The 17,794-nt window shown below is 64.2% G+C and carries 15 protein-coding genes and 2 pseudogenes; 2 read left to right on the top strand and 15 right to left on the bottom strand.

All coding sequences use genetic code 11. From position 1 onward, the window contains the following. Positions 1 to 27: 27 nt before the first annotated feature. The 5 genes and pseudogenes from EJ071_RS25375 to dusB form a co-directional block, all read right to left on the bottom strand. Positions 28 to 900: pseudogene (locus EJ071_RS25375) on the bottom strand (sigma-54 dependent transcriptional regulator); the annotation flags it as partial. A 1,403-nt stretch (positions 901 to 2,303) separates the two neighbouring features. After that, a pseudogene (locus tag EJ071_RS25370) lies at positions 2,304 to 3,209 on the bottom strand (PAS domain-containing sensor histidine kinase); the annotation flags it as partial. Between the two features lie 138 nt (positions 3,210 to 3,347). Continuing rightward, complete coding sequence (gene ntrC, locus EJ071_RS25365; RefSeq protein WP_126100298.1) at positions 3,348 to 4,808, bottom strand: nitrogen regulation protein NR(I); 1,461 nt, start codon at positions 4,806 to 4,808, stop codon at positions 3,348 to 3,350. Then, positions 4,805 to 5,947 carry a nitrogen regulation protein NR(II) gene (locus EJ071_RS25360; RefSeq protein WP_126100297.1) on the bottom strand — a complete coding sequence of 381 codons (1,143 nt, stop codon included), beginning with the start codon at positions 5,945 to 5,947 and terminating at the stop codon, positions 4,805 to 4,807. Before EJ071_RS25360 ends, ntrC begins: the two co-directional genes overlap by 4 nt. Then, complete coding sequence (gene dusB / locus EJ071_RS25355) at positions 5,944 to 6,972, bottom strand: tRNA dihydrouridine synthase DusB (RefSeq protein ID WP_126100296.1); 1,029 nt, start codon at positions 6,970 to 6,972, stop codon at positions 5,944 to 5,946. Before dusB ends, EJ071_RS25360 begins: the two co-directional genes overlap by 4 nt. 139 nt (positions 6,973 to 7,111) lie before the next feature. Between dusB and EJ071_RS25350 the strand changes: the two genes are divergently transcribed. Both EJ071_RS25350 and EJ071_RS25345 read left to right on the top strand, forming a co-directional pair. Continuing rightward, positions 7,112 to 8,335, top strand: a complete 1,224-nt coding sequence (locus tag EJ071_RS25350) for a bifunctional 2-C-methyl-D-erythritol 4-phosphate cytidylyltransferase/2-C-methyl-D-erythritol 2,4-cyclodiphosphate synthase (protein ID WP_126100295.1) — start codon at positions 7,112 to 7,114, stop codon at positions 8,333 to 8,335. Next, positions 8,332 to 8,829: a CinA family protein gene (locus tag EJ071_RS25345; RefSeq protein ID WP_126100294.1), complete on the top strand. Its 498-nt coding sequence runs from the start codon at positions 8,332 to 8,334 to the stop codon at positions 8,827 to 8,829. The genes EJ071_RS25350 and EJ071_RS25345 overlap by 4 nt, the downstream gene beginning before the upstream one ends. 3 nt (positions 8,830 to 8,832) lie before the next feature. On the opposite strand, the gene EJ071_RS25340 is transcribed toward EJ071_RS25345, so the two are convergent. From EJ071_RS25340 to EJ071_RS25295, 10 genes are all read right to left on the bottom strand, one after another. Continuing rightward, complete coding sequence (locus tag EJ071_RS25340; protein ID WP_126100293.1) at positions 8,833 to 9,288, bottom strand: type II toxin-antitoxin system RatA family toxin; 456 nt, start codon at positions 9,286 to 9,288, stop codon at positions 8,833 to 8,835. An 8-nt stretch (positions 9,289 to 9,296) separates the two neighbouring features. Then, positions 9,297 to 10,262 (bottom strand): lipoyl synthase, encoded by a 966-nt coding sequence (gene lipA, locus EJ071_RS25335; RefSeq protein ID WP_126100292.1) that lies wholly within the window; start codon positions 10,260 to 10,262, stop codon positions 9,297 to 9,299. 132 nt (positions 10,263 to 10,394) lie between these two features. Beyond that, entirely contained in the window at positions 10,395 to 10,652 is a 258-nt protein-coding gene (locus tag EJ071_RS25330; RefSeq protein WP_059188542.1) for a GlsB/YeaQ/YmgE family stress response membrane protein, read from the bottom strand. A gap of 120 nt (positions 10,653 to 10,772) precedes the next feature. After that, positions 10,773 to 12,218, bottom strand: coding sequence for a dihydrolipoyl dehydrogenase (lpdA, locus tag EJ071_RS25325; protein ID WP_126100291.1), 1,446 nt, complete (start codon positions 12,216 to 12,218; stop codon positions 10,773 to 10,775). Between the two features lie 28 nt (positions 12,219 to 12,246). Next, on the bottom strand, positions 12,247 to 12,885 hold the full coding sequence (locus EJ071_RS25320; protein WP_126100290.1) for an SGNH/GDSL hydrolase family protein: 639 nt from the start codon (positions 12,883 to 12,885) through the stop codon (positions 12,247 to 12,249). Beyond that, the gene (locus EJ071_RS25315; protein ID WP_126100289.1) at positions 12,882 to 13,307 is read right to left on the bottom strand and encodes a hypothetical protein; all 426 of its coding nucleotides are present in this window, start codon (positions 13,305 to 13,307) and stop codon (positions 12,882 to 12,884) included. The genes EJ071_RS25320 and EJ071_RS25315 overlap by 4 nt, the downstream gene beginning before the upstream one ends. A 15-nt stretch (positions 13,308 to 13,322) precedes the next feature. After that, positions 13,323 to 14,690 carry a pyruvate dehydrogenase complex dihydrolipoamide acetyltransferase gene (locus tag EJ071_RS25310; RefSeq protein ID WP_126100288.1) on the bottom strand — a complete coding sequence of 456 codons (1,368 nt, stop codon included), beginning with the start codon at positions 14,688 to 14,690 and terminating at the stop codon, positions 13,323 to 13,325. Positions 14,691 to 14,708: 18 nt separating this feature from the next. Continuing rightward, positions 14,709 to 16,094: a pyruvate dehydrogenase complex E1 component subunit beta gene (locus EJ071_RS25305; protein WP_126100287.1), complete on the bottom strand. Its 1,386-nt coding sequence runs from the start codon at positions 16,092 to 16,094 to the stop codon at positions 14,709 to 14,711. A 15-nt stretch (positions 16,095 to 16,109) separates the two neighbouring features. After that, the gene (gene pdhA, locus EJ071_RS25300) at positions 16,110 to 17,156 is read right to left on the bottom strand and encodes a pyruvate dehydrogenase (acetyl-transferring) E1 component subunit alpha (RefSeq protein ID WP_126100286.1); all 1,047 of its coding nucleotides are present in this window, start codon (positions 17,154 to 17,156) and stop codon (positions 16,110 to 16,112) included. 175 nt (positions 17,157 to 17,331) lie between these two features. Further along, positions 17,332 to 17,655 carry a septum formation initiator family protein gene (locus EJ071_RS25295; RefSeq protein WP_126100285.1) on the bottom strand — a complete coding sequence of 108 codons (324 nt, stop codon included), beginning with the start codon at positions 17,653 to 17,655 and terminating at the stop codon, positions 17,332 to 17,334. Positions 17,656 to 17,794 lie beyond the last annotated feature (139 nt).

Here is a 17,794-nt window from a genome sequence, read left to right as displayed (position 1 = left end):
ATGAACAATCGGGTGGGCCAATAGTCGCTACACCCCCAGCGACTTCAGCTTGCGGTGCAAGGCCGAGCGCTCCATGCCGATGAACTCAGCCGTCTTCGAGATGTTGCCACCGAAGCGGTTGATCTGGGCGATCAGATAGTCCTTCTCGAACTGTTCGCGCGCCTCGCGCAGCGGAAGCGCCATGATGTGCTGGTCCGACTGGTTGGGCGTGCGCGGCATGACGTCGCCGATCTCGGACGGCAGAAGGTCGGCGGTGATCGGCGCATCTGCGTCGCCGCCGCGCGCCAGGATCATCAGCCGCTCGACATTGTTGCGAAGCTGGCGGACATTACCGGGCCAGTTATGCGCCTGCAGCACGGCTAAAGCGTCATCGCCGATGCGGCGCGGCTTGATGCCGGCCTGACGCGCGATCTGCTTCATGAAATTGTCGACAAGATAGGGGATATCCTCGCGCCGCTCGGCAAGGCCCGGCACCGTCACCGGAACCACCGCCAGGCGATGATAGAGGTCTTCGCGGAAACGGCCGTCGGCGATCATCGCCTCCAGGTTCTGCGCCGTCGAGGAGATGATGCGGACATCGACCTTGACCCGCTTGGTGCCTCCTACCCGCTCGAACTGCTGCTCGACCAGGACGCGCAGGATCTTGTTCTGCGTCTCGCGCGGCATGTCGGCGACTTCATCGATGTAGAGGATGCCGCGATGCGCCTCTTCCAGCGCGCCGACCTTGCGCTCGGTACCGTTCGATTCGGTGCCGAACAGCTCGATCTCCATGCGCTCGGGCGTGATGGTCGCAGCGCTCAGCGTCACGAACGGTCCTGCCTTGCGCGCCGAAAGCGTGTGGATGGCGCGCGCCGTCAGCTCCTTGCCGGAGCCGGACGGGCCGATGATCTCATCTCGGGCTTCGGGCGATGGGGCGAAGACGAGGGTCTGCGTATAATCCGTCGCCGACCCAGCCGAGCCTCAGTCGCGCGCCCGGGTTGAACCCGGCATAATTCCTGCCGGCCGACGGTGCGCTGGCGCACGGCTAGCGGACGTCGCGGCGTACGCACCAAAGGATATCACAGACCTCCGCAGGACCAGGGGCGGCTGGTGCTTCGTGCGAATGATCCCAGGTCCATGGGACCTGCCCGCGGCGCGAGCCATACCGGGCCGCCGAGCGCTCGGCCGAAGAGCTGCGATCGGCGTCAGCGGATTCTTGATCTCATGGGCGAGCGCCGCGCCAACGGTCCGCCCAGCCGAAAAGAGAGCTGCGCCTGGACGACATCGTGAATGTCGTCGAACGGTAAACGCGACATAGGATTCTCTTTCATCCGCTGCTTCGCGTCTGCCTCGACGGCGAGATGACTCTAAAGCGAACAACTTGAATTCGTGCAGTTCACGAGGCGCCGAGCGCTGGCGATATGCGTCCTCAGCAAGAGGCGCGTACTGGAGAAAGCCTGGTGCGCTGTCGCATCGGACTGGCGATCCCACGGGCGACTTCTCGAAACTGGAGAGCGCCCGCGCGAGGGCTTTTACCACGCGCTCTGCTGGGCAGGCAGACTCGGAGAGCACGATCTTATCTTGTGCGTACCGTCGGGACAAGATCGACCGGCAGAGGACCGGCGACAGAAATGCACCGACTTCCTCGGAAAGTTCGCTGTGTCGGGAGCAGTACGCGTCTTCTTCCGGGGCCGAGCGTGCGAACCGTTTCGGAGTAGCATGGGTTGGATCGCATGCGCCCCTCCCTCCCTGGAGTACCACGGAGAGGAATACCAAATAAAAGGTTTCCCCGCCCCCGCCAGAGCGCGCCGGAATTGACAACGGGCGGGTGGACCAGCCCAGAACCCTCGAGAAGCGCCGTCGCTCATGCCGAAACCTGCGACTGCGTCAAGTTCCATCCTCTTGGCTCCGAACAGATAGGAAGCCTCTGTTGCGCTGCGACTTGAGCGGCTCAGGAGCGGGATCTCAACATGGTTGCTAGGAGATCTGAGGAATGCAGGGTTCGGTGTCTGCGGCGAGAGGGCCGAGGACGACGGCCGTCGCGAACAGGGGTCGGACTGGCAAACGGCGGCTGAACTGGGCGAATCGGAGTTACTCACGTCCTGGCAGACTTTCGGGCCTCGGTGCGGGTCGCCCGCGCAGCAAAGCCCATAAGCGGAACAACGGTCGAAGGTGCTGTCACGTCGGGCGGCGTCCGGAAACGGAACCTGCGGGAGCGCAGCATCCCAAACCCGGGTCGGCAGCCAGACCACGCGCCAAATGCGCGTCTGGTCCGAGTATCGCCCATAACAAGGAGAAGGATCAGCCGTCAGCGAACAGGTACGCAGCGCGAAGGCTACCTGGGAGGTGCGGCGGTTGTCTTCGAGATTGCGGTATTCGTCAGTATTGGATTTGACGATCTGGCGCGCCCTGATCACCTCGGGGTCGACCAGCCGGATCGTATAGAGGTAAAGGCCCTCGATCTCGCGCAGCTTGACGATGGCGCCCATGATGTTGCGGGTGCGCGGCTCGATGAGCACCGGTTTGCCGTCGGCGGCCGTTTCGACAGCGCCCGATGGCGGTTCGGGCATGGCGAAGTCGGCGTCGGTCTTGGCGCTCATGACGAAAGAGCCGTCGGGCTTGATCAGCGCCGCATGCGCCAGCCCGCGGCCGACGGCTTCCTTGTTCATGAGGTCGAGGAACCCGGTGCGGTCGAGCCCATAGAGCGTGCGCGAGGCGTCGAGATCATAGGCCATCGACAGGGTCGTGCCCTGCAGGTTGCGCGCGTTTTCCTGGACATAGGCATCCGCGATCGACAGCGACGAATTGACGATGGTCTTGGTGCGGATCTCGAACCAGCGGTCGAGGCCGATATCGAGCGTGATCGAGGCGATGATCGCCACCATGATCGCCGGGATGGCGGCGACCAGCGCGAACATGGCGACGATGCGCACATGCAGCCGCGAGGCAGCCCTGCCGTGCCGGCGGGCCATGACGATGCGACGCACCTCGCGGGCGACCAGCGCGATCAGGAACAGGACGAAGACGGCGTTGAGGGCGATCAGCGCCCAGGTCGTATTGGCGTTCGGAGCGATCGGCGTCGCGCCGACCAGGATCGCAAACGAGATCGCAGCCGTGATCATGGCGCCCACGATCGCGACCACGCCGGGCAGCGCCAGCAACCGGCGACCGTCGCGAACGCCGGCCCGGCTGAAAAGCGGTTGGTTCAGTGTTGGAGCCTCAGCAGCCATATCGCCGTCTAGAGTCGGTCATAGCGTCGGATGTATGCAACGCATTGTGGCGATTATGCAACAAGTGTGGCTGGGACGGAAATCTTTCCCCGGCTCATCCCCAGAAGGTGAAGCCCCGACAAAGCGCGTTGCGCTGAATCAGGGCTGCCTGGCGGCCTTATAGACGTTGACGCCGAGCTCGCGGATCTTCTTGCGCAGCGTGTTTCGGTTGAGGCCCAGAAGCTCGGCCGCCTTGATCTGGTTGCCGCGCGTCGCCGTCATCGACGCCAGCACCAGCGGATACTCGACCTCGGCGAGGATGCGCTGGTAAAGCCCCGACGGCGGCAGTTCGCCGGCGAAGGAAGCAAAATAGCGCTGCAGGAAATGCTCGACCGCCTGGCTGATCGACAGATCGTCGGGGATGAGCGGTCCGACGCCCGGCACCACAGGCCTTTCGCCGGTCTTGAGCTCCGTCTCGATGATCTCGGCTGAGATCTCGTCCTGCGAATAAAGCGCGGCCAGCCTGCGCACCAGGTTTTCCAGCTCGCGCACATTGCCGGGCCACGGGTAGCGCTTCATCAGCTCGATGCCGCCCGCCGAAATGCGCTTGGTCTGCAAGCCTTCGCTGGCGCCTTGCTTGAAGAAGTGCCGCACCAGGTCGGGGACGTCCTCGGAACGCTCGCGCAGCGCCGGCAGCCTCAGCGGCACGACGTTCAGGCGATAGAACAGGTCCTCGCGGAACAGGCCCTGGTTGATCAGCGCCCTTAAATCCTTGTTGGTGGCGGCGACGATGCGCACGTCGGTCTTGATCGGCGTGCGGCCGCCGACGGTCGTATATTCGCCCTGCTGCAGCACGCGCAACAGGCGCGTCTGCGCCTCCATCGGCATGTCGCCGATCTCGTCGAGGAACAGCGTGCCGCCTTCCGCTTGCTCGAAGCGGCCGGTGGAGCGGTTCTGGGCGCCGGTGAAGGCGCCCTTCTCATGACCGAACAGCTCCGATTCGATGAGGTCGCGCGGGATCGCCGCCATGTTGATCGCCACGAACGGCCCGCCGCGGCGGCGGCCATATTCGTGCAGCGCGCGCGCCACCAGCTCCTTGCCGGTGCCGGATTCGCCGCTGATCATCACCGTCAGGTCGGTCTGCATCATGCGCGCCAGCATGCGGTAGATGTCCTGCATGGCGGCCGAGCGGCCGACCAAGGGCATCGTCTCCGGCTGCTCGTCGGCGCGAGAGTCGAGCTTCGGCCGCTTCGGCTCGGCCAGCGCCCGGTTGACGATGTTGAGCAGTTCAGTGAGGTCGAAGGGCTTCGGCAGGTACTCGTAAGCGCCTGTCTCTGAAGCGCGGATGGCGGTCATGAAAGTGTTCTGCGCGCTCATCACGATGACGGGCAGTTCCGGCCGCGCCTTCTTGATGCGCGGCAGCATGTCGAAGGCGTTCTCGTCCGGCATCACCACATCGGTGATGACGAGATCGCCCTCGCCCGCCGCCACCCAGCGCCACAGCGTCGAAGCGTTCGAGGTCACACGCACCTCGTGGCCGACGCGCGATAGCGCCTGGTTGAGCACGGTGCGGATGGCCGCATCGTCGTCGGCGACGAGAATATTGCCGCGAACGGTCATTTGCGGTCTCCTTCTGCTTCGTCGCCGGCGCCGGGCGAAGTCTCCTTCCAGGCCGGCATCAGGACGCGGAACGTGGTTCCGCGCGGCGTCGAATCGCATTCGATGATGCCGCCGTGCTCGCCGACGATCTTGGCGACCAGCGCCAGCCCAAGGCCCGAGCCGTTCGGCTTGGTGGTGATGAACGGGTCAAAGAGGATCGGCAGGATGTCCTCTGACACTCCCGGGCCGTTGTCGTGCACGCAGAATTCCAGCGGCAGCGAAACGCGATCCTGCGTTCCTGGCACCGAAACGCGGATGCCCGGCCGGAAGGCAGTCGACAGCATGATCTCGCCCTGTGGGTCGGCGCCGATCGCCTCGGCGGCATTCTTGACCAGGTTGAGAAAGACCTGGATCAGCTGGTCACGGTTGGCAAAGACCGGAGGAAGCGATGGATCATATTCCTCCAAAATCTTGATTCGCTTGGCAAAGCCGTTCTTGGCAATCGCCTTCACATGATCCAGAACGACATGGATGTTGACGGGAAAGCGCTCGATCGGACGCTCGTCGGAAAACACCTCCATCCGGTCGACCAGCGACACGATGCGGTCGGTCTCGTCGGTGATGAGCCGGGTGAGCGCGCGGTCCTCGTCGGAGGCCGACAACTCGAGCAACTGGGCGGCGCCGCGGATGCCCGAGAGCGGATTCTTGATCTCATGCGCCAGCATGGCGGCGAGGCCGGTGACGGAACGGGCGGCACCCCGATGCGTCATCTGGCGGTCGATCTTGTCGGCCATGGACCGTTCCTGGAACATAACCACGACCGAGCCCGGGAACTCCGGCACCGGCGCGACATAGAGGTCGACCATCTTCTCGATGCCAAGGCGCGGCGACGAGACATCGACACGGTATTCGTTGACCGGCGCACGGCGCTCGCGCACCTGATCGACCAGCGTCAGCAGCGGACTGCCGAACGGCACCAGCTTGGAGAGCGTGTTGCGGGCAAGCATGGTGGCGCTGGAGCGGAAGAAATCTTCGGCGTCCGCGTTGGCGAAGGTGATGAAGCCGTCGGGATCGACCATGATCACCGGCCGGCGGATCGTGTTCAGCACGATGTTGGCTGCGTCCGCCATGTCGGCATCTTGTGGGGCACTGGCCTTCATGCCGCGCTCCGAAGTTCATTCGACATGCCAATGTCGGCAAGGGCGTCGCGCAATCCAAGGATGACTTCAGCCGGCTCGAAAGAGGTGAGGACGCGCTTCCTCTGCTCCGCCGAAACACCGGCCGCGTGCCGGTCGAGATACCAGCCGAGATGTTTGCGCGCCTGGCGAAGTCCGCTCTCGATGCCGTAGAGCGAGAGCATGTCTTCGTAATGGGCAACGGCGTAGTCGGCGAGCGCTTGTGGCGTTTCGGGAATGCCTGGCGCAGATATGCCAGCGGCGGCCGCCGCGATGCTGCCCGCGATCCACGGCGCGCCGTAATGGGCGCGGCCGATCATCACTGCGTCGGCGCCCGACTGCTCCAGGATTGTGGCCGCCTCTTGCGGCGAGCCGACATCGCCATTGGCCACCACGGGGATCGAGACCGCTTGCTTGACGCGCGCGATCGCGCGCCAGTCGGCCTTGCCCTGATAGAACTGGCAGCGTGTGCGGCCATGCACGGTCACCATCTTGACGCCGGCCTCTTCCGCGCGGCGCGCCAAAATCGGCGCGTTGAGCCCGCTTTCGTCCCAGCCGAGCCGCATCTTGACGGTCACCGGCACCGCGACCGCGCCGACCACCGCCTCGATCAGCGACAACGCGTGATCGAGATCGCGCATCAGCGCCGAGCCGGCATAGCCGCCCGTCACCTTCTTCGCCGGGCAGCCCATGTTGATGTCGATGATGTCGGCGCCCTCGCCCGCCGCGATTCGGGCGCCTTCGGCCATATGCGCGGCCTCACGGCCGGCGAGCTGCACCATGTGGACAGGCAGCCCGGAATGGCGGATGCGCAGGTCGCAGCCGGCCCTGCCCTTGGCCAGTTCGCCGCTCGCCACCATCTCCGACACGACCAGCCCGGCGCCATGCGCATATGCGCGCCGCCGAAACGGCTCGTCGGTAATGCCGGACATCGGCGCAAGGAACACGCGGTTGCGGATCCTCGCACCGCCGATGTCGAGCAGCGAAGCCAAAGTGGTCAGTTCAGGCATGCACAAAAACCAAGCATGTACGATTGCTGCACATTCTCTAGCCAGATGCAAGTCATTGTGCAACGCGCAATGACGTCACATTAAGGCGCATTTTGGAAAATGCTGGCCTTCCCTTCGAGCCGCGACTAAGCCTCTCGCCATGACTGACGCAAGTGAAAAACAGGACGCGGACGGCAAGGTCGGCGTGGTCATCGTCGCCGCCGGCCGCGGCGCGCGCGCCGGGCAGGCCGACGGACCGAAGCAGTATCAGCGCATCGGCGGCCGCGCCGTCATCGCGCACACGCTGGAGCGATTCCTGTCGCATCCCAGTGTCGGACCGGTGGTCGTGGCGATTCATGCCGATGACCGCGAGCTTTTTGACCGCGCGGCGGGAGCCATTGCCGGACGGGTGCTTGCTGTCACAGGCGGTCCGTCCCGCCAGGCGTCCGTCCGTCTCGGGCTGTTGGCGCTGAGAGACCAGGCGCCGGCAAAGGTGCTGGTGCATGACGCGGTGCGCCCGTTCGTCGATGCCGGGCTGATCGACCGCACCATTGAAGCCATCGGCGAGCGCCAGGGGGCCCTGCCCGCGCTGCCCGTCGCCGACACGCTCAAACGGGAATCGGCAACGGGCATGATCGAGGAGACGGTTTCGAGGGCCGGTCTTCATGCCGCGCAGACGCCGCAAGGCTTTCCATTCTGGCCTCTGCTCGCCGCGCATGAGAAGGCACATCATCTGGGCAAGACCGAATTCACCGACGATGCTGCCATCGCCGAATGGGCGCATATTCCGGTCAAGATCGTCACCGGCTCGCCGGACAACATCAAACTCACCTGGGCAAGGGATATCGCGATGGCCGACCAGCGGCTTTCCAGCGCGCTGCCGCGCTTTCCGGACATCCGCACTGGCAATGGCTACGATGTGCACGCCTTCGAGCCCGGTGACCATGTCACGCTGTGCGGCGTCGCCGTCCCGTATGACCGAAAACTCTCCGGCCATTCGGACGCCGATGTTGGCCTTCATGCCCTCACCGACGCGCTGCTCGCCACCTGCGGCGCCGGCGATATCGGCACGCATTTCCCGCCGTCGGATCCGCAGTGGAAGGGTGCCGCCTCGAAGATCTTCGTCGAACATGCCGCAAAGCTGGTGCGCGAGCGTGGCGGGCGCATCGCCAATGCCGACGTCACGCTGATCTGCGAGGCGCCGCGCGTCGGGCCGCACCGCGCGGCGATGACGGCGGCGCTTAGCTCGATGCTCGGCATTGCGCCGGAGCGCATTTCGATCAAGGCGACGACCAACGAAAAGCTCGGCTTTGTCGGGCGCGGCGAAGGCATAGCGGCCATCGCCACCGCCAGCGTCGTCTATCCGGGAGATGTGCCGGCATGAGCAACGCAGAACTCGCAAACGCCCTGCTCAAGGCCTGCCAGCAACGCGGCATCATGCTGGCGACGGCCGAAAGCTGCACCAGCGGCATGATCATTGCAGCACTGACCGACATTGCCGGCTCTTCCGCCGTGGTCGACCGTGGCTTCATCACCTATTCCAACGAAGCCAAGATGGAGATGCTTGGCGTCTCCGCCGCAACGCTCGACGCGCATGGCGCCGTCTCGCGAGAGACGGTGCTCGAGATGGCGGCCGGCGCGCTGGCGCATTCGCGCGCGAGCCTCTCCCTTGCCGTCACCGGCATTGCCGGTCCAAGCGGCGGTTCGGCGGAAAAGCCGGTTGGCCTCGTCTGGTTCGGGATAGCACTTGCCGGTCAGCCGGTGGTTGCCGAGCGCCAGTTGTTTGGCCACAAGGGCCGCGAGTTTATACGTCACGAGACGGTGCGGCATGCGCTGCAACTAGGGTTGCGCACGTTTGGCGAAGATCCGGCGGGGTGAAGATCAGGCCAGCTTTGCGCCGTAGATCACGTCGGCGCGTTTCTCGAAGGCTTCGGAAAACATGCGGAAGGCACGGTCGAACATCGTGCCCATCAGCGCGCCGAGGATGCGGCTCTTGAACTCGTAGTCGATGAAGAAGTGGACCTCGCAGCCGCCTTCGGCCGGGTCGAAGCGCCAGATATTGCTGAGATATTTGAATGGGCCGTCGATGTATTTGACGTCGATGGCGTTCTCGTCGGGTTTCAGGAGCACCTGGGTCGTAAAAGTCTCGCGGATCGCCTTGTAGCCGATGCTCATGTCGGCGACGAGGATGGTGCGGCCGTCGCGTTCCTTGCGCGAGCGTACCGTCAGCGCCTCGCAGAGCGGCAGGAACTGCGGATAGGTCTCGATGTCGGCCACCAGCGCGAACATCTCTTCCGGCGTGTGGGCAACGCGGCGAGTGGCTTCGAATTTCGGCATCTAACCGGTCAGCCGGCTTTCTTGAGCTGCGCCTCACGCGCCGCGCGCAGCCTGGCGAAATCCTCACCGGCATGATGCGAGGAGCGCGTCAGCGGGCTCGACGCCATCAGCAGGAAACCCTTGGCCTTGCCGACCGTCTCGAAGGACTTGAATTCCTCCGGCGTGACGAAGCGGATCACCGGATGGTGCTTCTTCGAAGGCTGCAGATACTGGCCGATGGTCATGAAGTCGACGTTGGCCGAGCGCAGGTCGTCCATGAGCTGCAGGACCTCGTTCCGCTCCTCGCCGAGGCCGACCATGATGCCAGACTTGGTGAAGATCGACGGGTCGAGTTCCTTGACCCGCTGCAGCAGCCGGATCGAATGGAAGTAGCGGGCGCCTGGCCTGACCGTCAGGTAGTTCGACGGCACGGTTTCGAGATTGTGGTTGAAGACGTCGGGCCTGGCGGCGACGACGATTTCGAGCGCGCCGTCCTTGCGCAGGAAGTCTGGCGTCAGGATCTCGATCGTGGTCGAAGGGGCGGCCGCGCGGATCGCATGGATGACGTCGGCAAAGTGCTGCGCGCCGCCATCGGCGAGGTCGTCGCGGTCGACCGAGGTGATGACGACGTGGCTGAGGCCCATCTGCTTGACCGCATGGGCGACGCGCGCGGGCTCATCCGGATCGAGCGCGGTCGGGATGCCGGTGGCGACGTTGCAGAAGGCGCAGGCGCGGGTGCAGATCTCGCCCATGATCATGAAGGTGGCGTGCTTCTTGTCCCAGCATTCGCCGATGTTCGGGCAGCCGGCCTCTTCGCACACCGTCACCAGCTTGTGCGACTTCACGATCTCTCGCGTCTCGGCATAGCCCTTGGAAACCGGCGCCTTGACGCGAATCCAGTCCGGCTTGCGCAGCACTTCCTGGTCCGGCCTGTGCGCCTTTTCGGGATGCCGCGGATGCGGCGCATTGGCGATCGTGTCGAGAACAGTGACCATCTCAAACCCTTCGCGGCCGCCGGTGTCGCGGCCGCCTGTCTTTCGTCATCTAGGACTTTTCGGAGCAAAGAAAAAGGCCGCGCCGGCGCATGCCGCCACGGCCATTTTCGCATAGCGGTTTGTTCACGCGGCTCAGCGGCGCACGAGCCTCCCAACGAAGATCAGCAGGCAGGCGCCGATGAAGCCGGTGATCAGGTAGGCCACCCAGCCGACGCCAAAAGACTGGATGTTGAGAGCCTGCAGGATCGCATTCAGCACGACCGCGCCGACGATGCCCATGATAATGTTCATGAAGATGCCGGTGTTGCTCTTCATGACCATCTCGGCGAGCCAGCCCGCCAGGCCTCCGATGATGATGGCTGCGATCCAGCCGACGCCATTCAAGTGCATATGCCAACTCCTCCTGTGCCAGGTGAACATGCATCCGGATATGGGCGGCCCTGCCGTCAGGATTCTCCGGCTGCCGAATATGAGTCTCGCGCAGCCAATCTATCACCGATTGGCGATTTATCATGCGTTCAAAGCGCGGCCATAGGCGTCAAGCACGCTTTCCTTCATCATCTCCGACAGCGTCGGATGCGGGAAGATCGTGTGCATCAGCTCTTCCTCGGTTGTCTCCAGGTTCATCGCCACGACGAAGCCCTGGATGAGCTCGGTCACCTCGGCGCCCACCATATGCGCGCCGAGAAGCTGCCCGGTCTTCTTATCGAAGATGGTCTTGATGAAACCCTGATCCTCGCCGAGCGCGATGGCCTTGCCGTTGGCGCCGAACTGGAAGCGGCCGACGCGGATGTCCTTGCCTTCGGCCTTGGCCTTCGCTTCCGTCAGCCCGACCGAGGCGACCTGCGGGCTGCAATAGGTGCAGCCCGGGATCTTCAGCTTGTCGATGGCATGCACGCCGGGGAAATTGGCGATCTTTTCGATGCAGACCACACCCTCGTGCTCGGCCTTGTGGGCAAGCATCGGCGGCCCCGCCACGTCGCCGATGGCGTAGATGCCCGGCACGTTGGTCTTGCCGTAGCCGTCGACGACGACGCAGCCGCGCTCGGTCTTCACGCCGAGCGCTTCGAGGCCGAGGCCCTCGATATTGCCCTGCACGCCGACGGCCGAGATCATGCGGTCGGCGGTGATTTTTTCGACCTTGCCGTCCTTCATCTCGACATGCGCGGTGACCGAGTTGGCTGATTTCTCGACCTTGGTCACCTTGGCCTCGAGCAGGATCTTCATTCCCTGCTTCTCGAACTGCTTTTGCGCGAATTTCGAGACCTCGGCATCCTCGACCGGAATCACCGCAGGCAGAAGCTCGACCACCGTCACGTCGGCGCCCATGGTGCGGTAGAAGGAGGCGAACTCGATGCCGATGGCGCCCGAGCCCATCACCAGCAGCGACTTCGGCATCTCCTTCGGCACCATCGCCTCGAAATAGGTCCAGATCAGCTTGCCGTCCGGCTCGATGCCGGGCAAAGCCCGCGGCCTGGCGCCGGTCGCCAGGATGATGTGCTTGGCGGTGTAGGTGCCCTCGCCCTTTACGCCTTTCGGCACAGGCGGCTGCGGTTCCATCGGCTTCTTGGCGGTCTTGGAAACGACGATCTCGCCGGGTTTGGAAAGCTTCGCTTCACCCCAGATGACGTCGACCTTGTTCTTCTTCATCAGGAAGCCGACGCCGCCGTTCAGCCGCAGCGACACCTTGCGCGAGCGGTCGACGACGGCGGCCGTATCGGGGCTGACCTTGCCGTCGAGCTTCAGCCCATAATCCTTGAGGTGATCGGAAAAGTGCATGATCTCGGCCGAGCGCAGCAGCGCCTTGGTCGGGATGCAGCCCCAGTTCAAGCAGATGCCGCCGAGATGCTCGCGCTCGACGATCGCCGTCTTGAAGCCGAGCTGGGCGGAACGCACCGCCGTGACATAGCCGCCAGGGCCAGAGCCGATGATGATGACGTCGTAGTTCTCAGCCACGGGTTTTTCTCCCTGATCTTTCTGGGGGTTAGAGTGAGAGCATCACGCGCACGAGCGGGGCGAGCGCCTGGCCGATCCGGCGCGTGTTTTCCGCATCGAGATGGACGCCGTCGAGCGGCGTGGTCGTCGCCACGGTGCCGGCGTCGAAGAAGCCGCAGCCGGCCTCGTCGGCAAGCGCGGAATATTGCGGCGCCAGCCGCTTCGAGGCGTCGTCGCCGCCGGCGAACATTTCCTTGAACTCGGCATTGTCAGTGCGCGTCACCGCGGGCGGCGCGACGACGAGAATCTGCGGCGCCGGCCAGTCGAACGGATAGTCGTGGCCGCGCACGATATCGATCAGGCGCTGCATGCCTTGCTTGGCGGCGACCGGATTGCCGTGGATCCACGGCTTCATGTCGTTGGCACCGAGCATGAAGATGATCAGGTCGAGCGGGGCGTGGCTGGTCAGGACCGTCGGCAGCGTCCTCGCCCCATTCCGATCAGCACCGGCGAGGTGATCGTCAAAAGCGGTGGTGCGGCCGTTCAACCCTTCGGCGATGACCTCGATGCCGTCGCCCAGCGCCGCTTTCAGCACACTCGGCCAGCGCTCCTCGAGCGCATGGCGGCCAAGGCTGGCGGCGTCGTAGCCCCAGGTCAGCGAGTCGCCATAGCAGAGAATTGTCTTCATGCGCTTGTCCCACCTCTGCCGAACCCTGCCGCCGGGCGCCTGAGCCGCCAGCGCACGAAAAGCCATTGCACGATGATCGCCACGACGCTGGGCATGATCAGCCCGGCAACGATCGACAGGTTACTTGCGACCGCCCGTTTCTCGGCCGGCGCCGAAAACGTCCAGCCGGCGAGCGCAACCAGAATGATCGCGAAGATCGCGAGCAGCCACCACAGCATCCGGTCGACGGCCCGGACCGGCTCGGCCCGGAACTGGACCAGGAAGAAGGCGATCGTCACGACGATGATGATCATCACCGTCGCAGCGAAGACCAGAATGTATTCCTCGGTCGCACCGGTAAGCACGGCCAGTTCTTGAACGACCAGCCCGCCGGCCAGACCGGAAAGGAGGAAGGCGAAAAGGCTGGTGAAGAACTTCCGCACCGCCTCTCTTCCTTTCTAGACCAGCATGCCCATCGGGTTTTCGATCATGCGCTTGAAGGCGCCGAGCAGCTCGGCGCCGAGCGCGCCGTCGACCGCACGGTGATCGGTGGACAGCGTCACCGACATGACGGTGGCGATTTTGATCTCGCCATTCTTCACCACTGCCCGCTGCTCGCCGGCGCCGACCGCCAGGATCGTCGCATGCGGCGGATTGATGACGGCGGCGAAGTCCTTGACGCCGAACATGCCGAGATTGGAGACGGCCGTGGTGCCGCCCTGATACTCTTCGGGCTTCAGCTTGCGGCTGCGGGCGCGGCTCGCCAGGTCCTTCATCTCGTTGGAGATGACGGACAGCGTCTTTTCGTCGGCGTGGCGGATGATCGGCGTGATCAGGCCACCAGGGATCGACACCGCGACCCCGACATCGGCATGCTTGTGCTTGACCATGGCGCTGTCGGTCCAGGAGGCGTTGGCGTCCGGCACCGCCATCAGCGCCATGGCCATCGCCTTGATCACCATGTCGTTGACCGAGAGCTTGTAGGCTGGAACCTCGCCCTTCTCGGTCTTCTTCATCGGCGCTGCCGCATTGAGTTGCGTGCGCAGCGCCAAGAGCGCGTCCAGCTCGCAGTCGAGCGTCAGATAGAAATGCGGGATGGTGCTCTTGGCCTCGACCAGGCGGCGCGCGATGGTCTTGCGCATATTGTCGTGCGGGACGAGCTCGTAGGAGCCCTCGGCGAACAGCTTCAGCACCTGGTCGTCCGACATCGGCTTGGCCGAAGGGGTTGCTGCCGGCGCACCCGCGGGCGCCTTGGCGGCAGGCGCAGCCTTGGCACCGCCAGAGGCAATCGCCGCCTCGACGTCAATCTTCACCACGCGGCCATGCGGACCGGAACCGGACAGCGCCCCGACGTCGACCCCGGCGTCCTTGGCGATGCGGCGCGCAAGCGGCGACGCGAACACGCGTTCACCGCCGGCATGGCCGTTGGCGACAGGAGCGGGCTCGGCCTTCGCCGGCGCTGGGGCTGCGGCGGCCGGCTTCGGCGCTTCCTTGGGCGCTTCGGCCTTCGGAGCGTCCGCTTTCGGCGCTTCTGCCTTGGGCGCCGCGCCGCCGTCGGCTTTCGCAGCGGCACTGGCATCCTCGCCCTCACCGGCCAGGATGGCGATCACCGCGTTGACCTTGACGCCTTCGGTGCCGGCCGGAACGACGAGCTTGGCGACGGTGCCTTCATCGACCGCCTCGACTTCCATCGTCGCCTTGTCGGTCTCGATCTCGGCGATCACGTCGCCGGGCGAAACCTTGTCGCCTTCCTTGACCAGCCACTTGGCGAGATTGCCCTCTTCCATTGTCGGAGAGAGCGCCGGCATGGTGATGTTGATTGGCATGTTGTCCTCCCGACCGGCTCAGCGATAGGTGACGGCTTTGACCGCCTCGACGACCTCGCCGACATTGGGCAGGGCGAGCTTCTCAAGGTTCGCCGCATACGGCATCGGTACGTCCTTGCCGGCGATGGTGATGACCGGCGCGTCGAGGAAGTCGAAGGCGCGCTGCGACACCTGGCTGGCGATATGGTCGCCGACCGAGCTCTGCGGGAAGCCTTCCTCCACCACAACCAGTCGGTTGGTTTTCTTCACCGAGGCGATGACGGTATCGAAATCGAGCGGCCGGATGGTCCTGAGATCGATGATCTCGGCGTCGATACCCATGCCGCGCAGCTCGGCTTCCGCCTTGACGGCATAGGTCATGCCAATGCCGAAGGAGACGATGGTGACGTCCTTGCCCTGCTTGTGGATGCGGGCCTTGCCGATCGGCAGCACGAAATCGTCGAGCTTCGGCACGTCGAAGGAGTGGCCGTAGAGGATTTCGTTCTCGAGGAAGATGACCGGGTTGGGATCGCGGATCGCCGCCTTGAGCAGGCCCTTGGCATCGGCGGCCGTATACGGCATCACCACCTTCAGACCCGGGATATGGCTGTACCAGGCGGCGTAGCACTGCGAGTGCTGCGCGGCGACGCGTGCCGCCGCGCCGTTCGGCCCGCGGAAGACGATCGGCGCTCCCATCTGGCCGCCGGACATATAGAGCGTCTTGGCGGCGGAATTGATGATCTGGTCGATCGCCTGCATGGCGAAGTTGAAGGTCATGAACTCGACGATCGGCTTCAGGCCCGCCATCGCCGCGCCGACGCCGACGCCGGCAAAGCCGTGCTCGGTGATCGGCGTGTCGACGACGCGACGGGGGCCGAACTCCTGCAGCAGGCCTTGCGTGATCTTATAGGCGCCCTGGTATTCGGCGACCTCCTCACCCATGACGAAGACATCGCCGTCGCGGCGCATCTCTTCGGCCATGGCGTCGCGCAGCGCTTCGCGCACTGTGGTCGAGACCATCTCGGTGCCGGCGGGGATATCCGGATCGGCGGCAACTTCCGTCTTCGGCGCGGCCGCGACAGGCGCCGCAGCCTCGCTCTTGGCCGCGGCCGGCGCCGGCGCGGCTGGTTCAGTCTTAGCAGCCTCTTCGCCAATGCCTTCGCCGGCCTTGTCGACGTCCTCACCGTCGACCGCAAGCACGGCTATCACCGCGTTGACCTTGACGCCTTCGGTGCCGGCGGGAACCACGATCTTGGCAAGCGTGCCTTCGTCGACGGCTTCGACTTCCATCGTTGCCTTGTCGGTCTCGATCTCGGCGATCACGTCACCGGCGACGACCTTGTCGCCTTCGTTCTTCAGCCATTTGGAAAGATTGCCCTCTTCCATCGTCGGCGAGAGCGCGGGCATGAGAATTTCGATCGGCATGTCCTAGCCCTCTCCTTAGAGTACGATGTCGGTCCAGAGCTCGGACGGATCCGGCTCGGCGTCGTTCTGGGCGAATTCGGCGGCATCGGCGACAACGTCGCGAACCTCCTTGTCGATGGCCTTGAGCTCGTCCTCGCTCGCCCACTTCTTGTCCATCAGCCGCGCCTTGACCTGCTCGATCGGGTCATGCTCGGAGCGCATTTTCTGCACTTCCTCCTTGGAGCGGTATTTCGCCGGATCGGACATCGAGTGTCCGCGATAGCGATAGGTCTGCATTTCGAGGATGAGCGGGCCGTTGCCGGCGCGGCACCATTCGGCGGCGACATCGCCGGCGGCCTTGACCGCGCGGACATCCATGCCGTCGACCTGCATGCCGGGAATCTTGAAGGAGGCGCCGCGATTGGAGAAGTCGGTCTCGGCGGACGAGCGCGACACGGACGTGCCCATGGCGTAGCGGTTGTTCTCGATGATGTAGATGACCGGCAGCTTCCACAGCGAAGCCATGTTGAAGCTTTCGTAGACCTGGCCCTGGTTGGCGGCGCCGTCGCCGAAATAGGTCAGCGAGACGTTCTTGTTGTCGCGATAGCGGTTGGCGAAGGCGAGACCGGTGCCGAGCGACACCTGCGCGCCGACGATGCCGTGACCGCCATAGAAATGCTTCTCCTTGGAGAACATATGCATGGAGCCGCCTTTGCCCTTCGACAGGCCGCCGCGGCGGCCTGTGAGTTCGGCCATGACGCCACGCGGCGAAAGCTCCATCGCCAGCATATGGCCGTGGTCGCGATAGGCGGTGATCATCTGGTCGCCCTCGATGAGCGCCATCTTCATGCCGGTGACGACGGCCTCCTGGCCGATATAGAGGTGGCAGAAGCCGCCGATGAAGCCCATGCCGTAGAGCTGGCCCGCCTTCTCCTCGAAGCGGCGGATGAGCAGCATGTGCCGGTAGGCGGAAAGCTCTTCTTCCTTGGTGAATTCGGCTGGCTTGGGGGTGGAAAGGGTCGACGATTTGCCGTCGGATCTGGATTTGGACTTGGCAGGCGCTTTTCTGGCGGCGGTGGCCATGCATCACTCCCTGTTGGCGTCTCTTCGCGGACATTCAGGGAGAGCGACCGTCTCCCCACCGATTTGAGCGAGGCTAACATGCGAGGATGCATTGCGCCATGCTGAAAAATGCATGGCTGGCATGCATCTAAGCGATTAGAATCATTGCGAATAAGCGCGATTAACCGAAATTCGGTTATTTCGCCGGGGCGGGCAGCATGATGGTGATTTCGTCGGGCTGAGACAGATTGAGCGCCTTTCGGGCCTGCTCGTCAAGCATGTCCTTCTCCAGCGTGCCTTCATGCAAGAGCTGGACGCGGCGCTCGAAGTCGACCCGGCGCGCCTTGACGGCATCGAGCCGGGCCTGCAGTTCGGCCGCCAGGGCCTGCAGCCGATACTTGGAGTAGATGCCGAACTCGCCATGATAGGCATGGAAGCCGAAATAAGTGAGGAACAGCGCGCAGAGCGACGGAATGATCAGCCTGCCGGTGTTTCTCTGCTTATGCTGACGTGTCCACATGACCCGAACCCTCGCGGCCGCGAACGCAAGCGACCATCGAGTCTCTTTTCGCCCAATTGTGCTTAATGGACGGTTACGAAGCATGAAACTGGAGCGGCCCGGCAGGGATGTTGCCTCGATGCGTTGCGGTCGCGCAGCT

Source organism: Mesorhizobium sp. M1B.F.Ca.ET.045.04.1.1 (assembly GCF_003952465.1).
Taxonomy (GTDB): Bacteria; Pseudomonadota; Alphaproteobacteria; order Rhizobiales; family Rhizobiaceae; genus Mesorhizobium; species Mesorhizobium shonense.
This window is presented reverse-complemented; position numbering and strand designations above follow the sequence as displayed.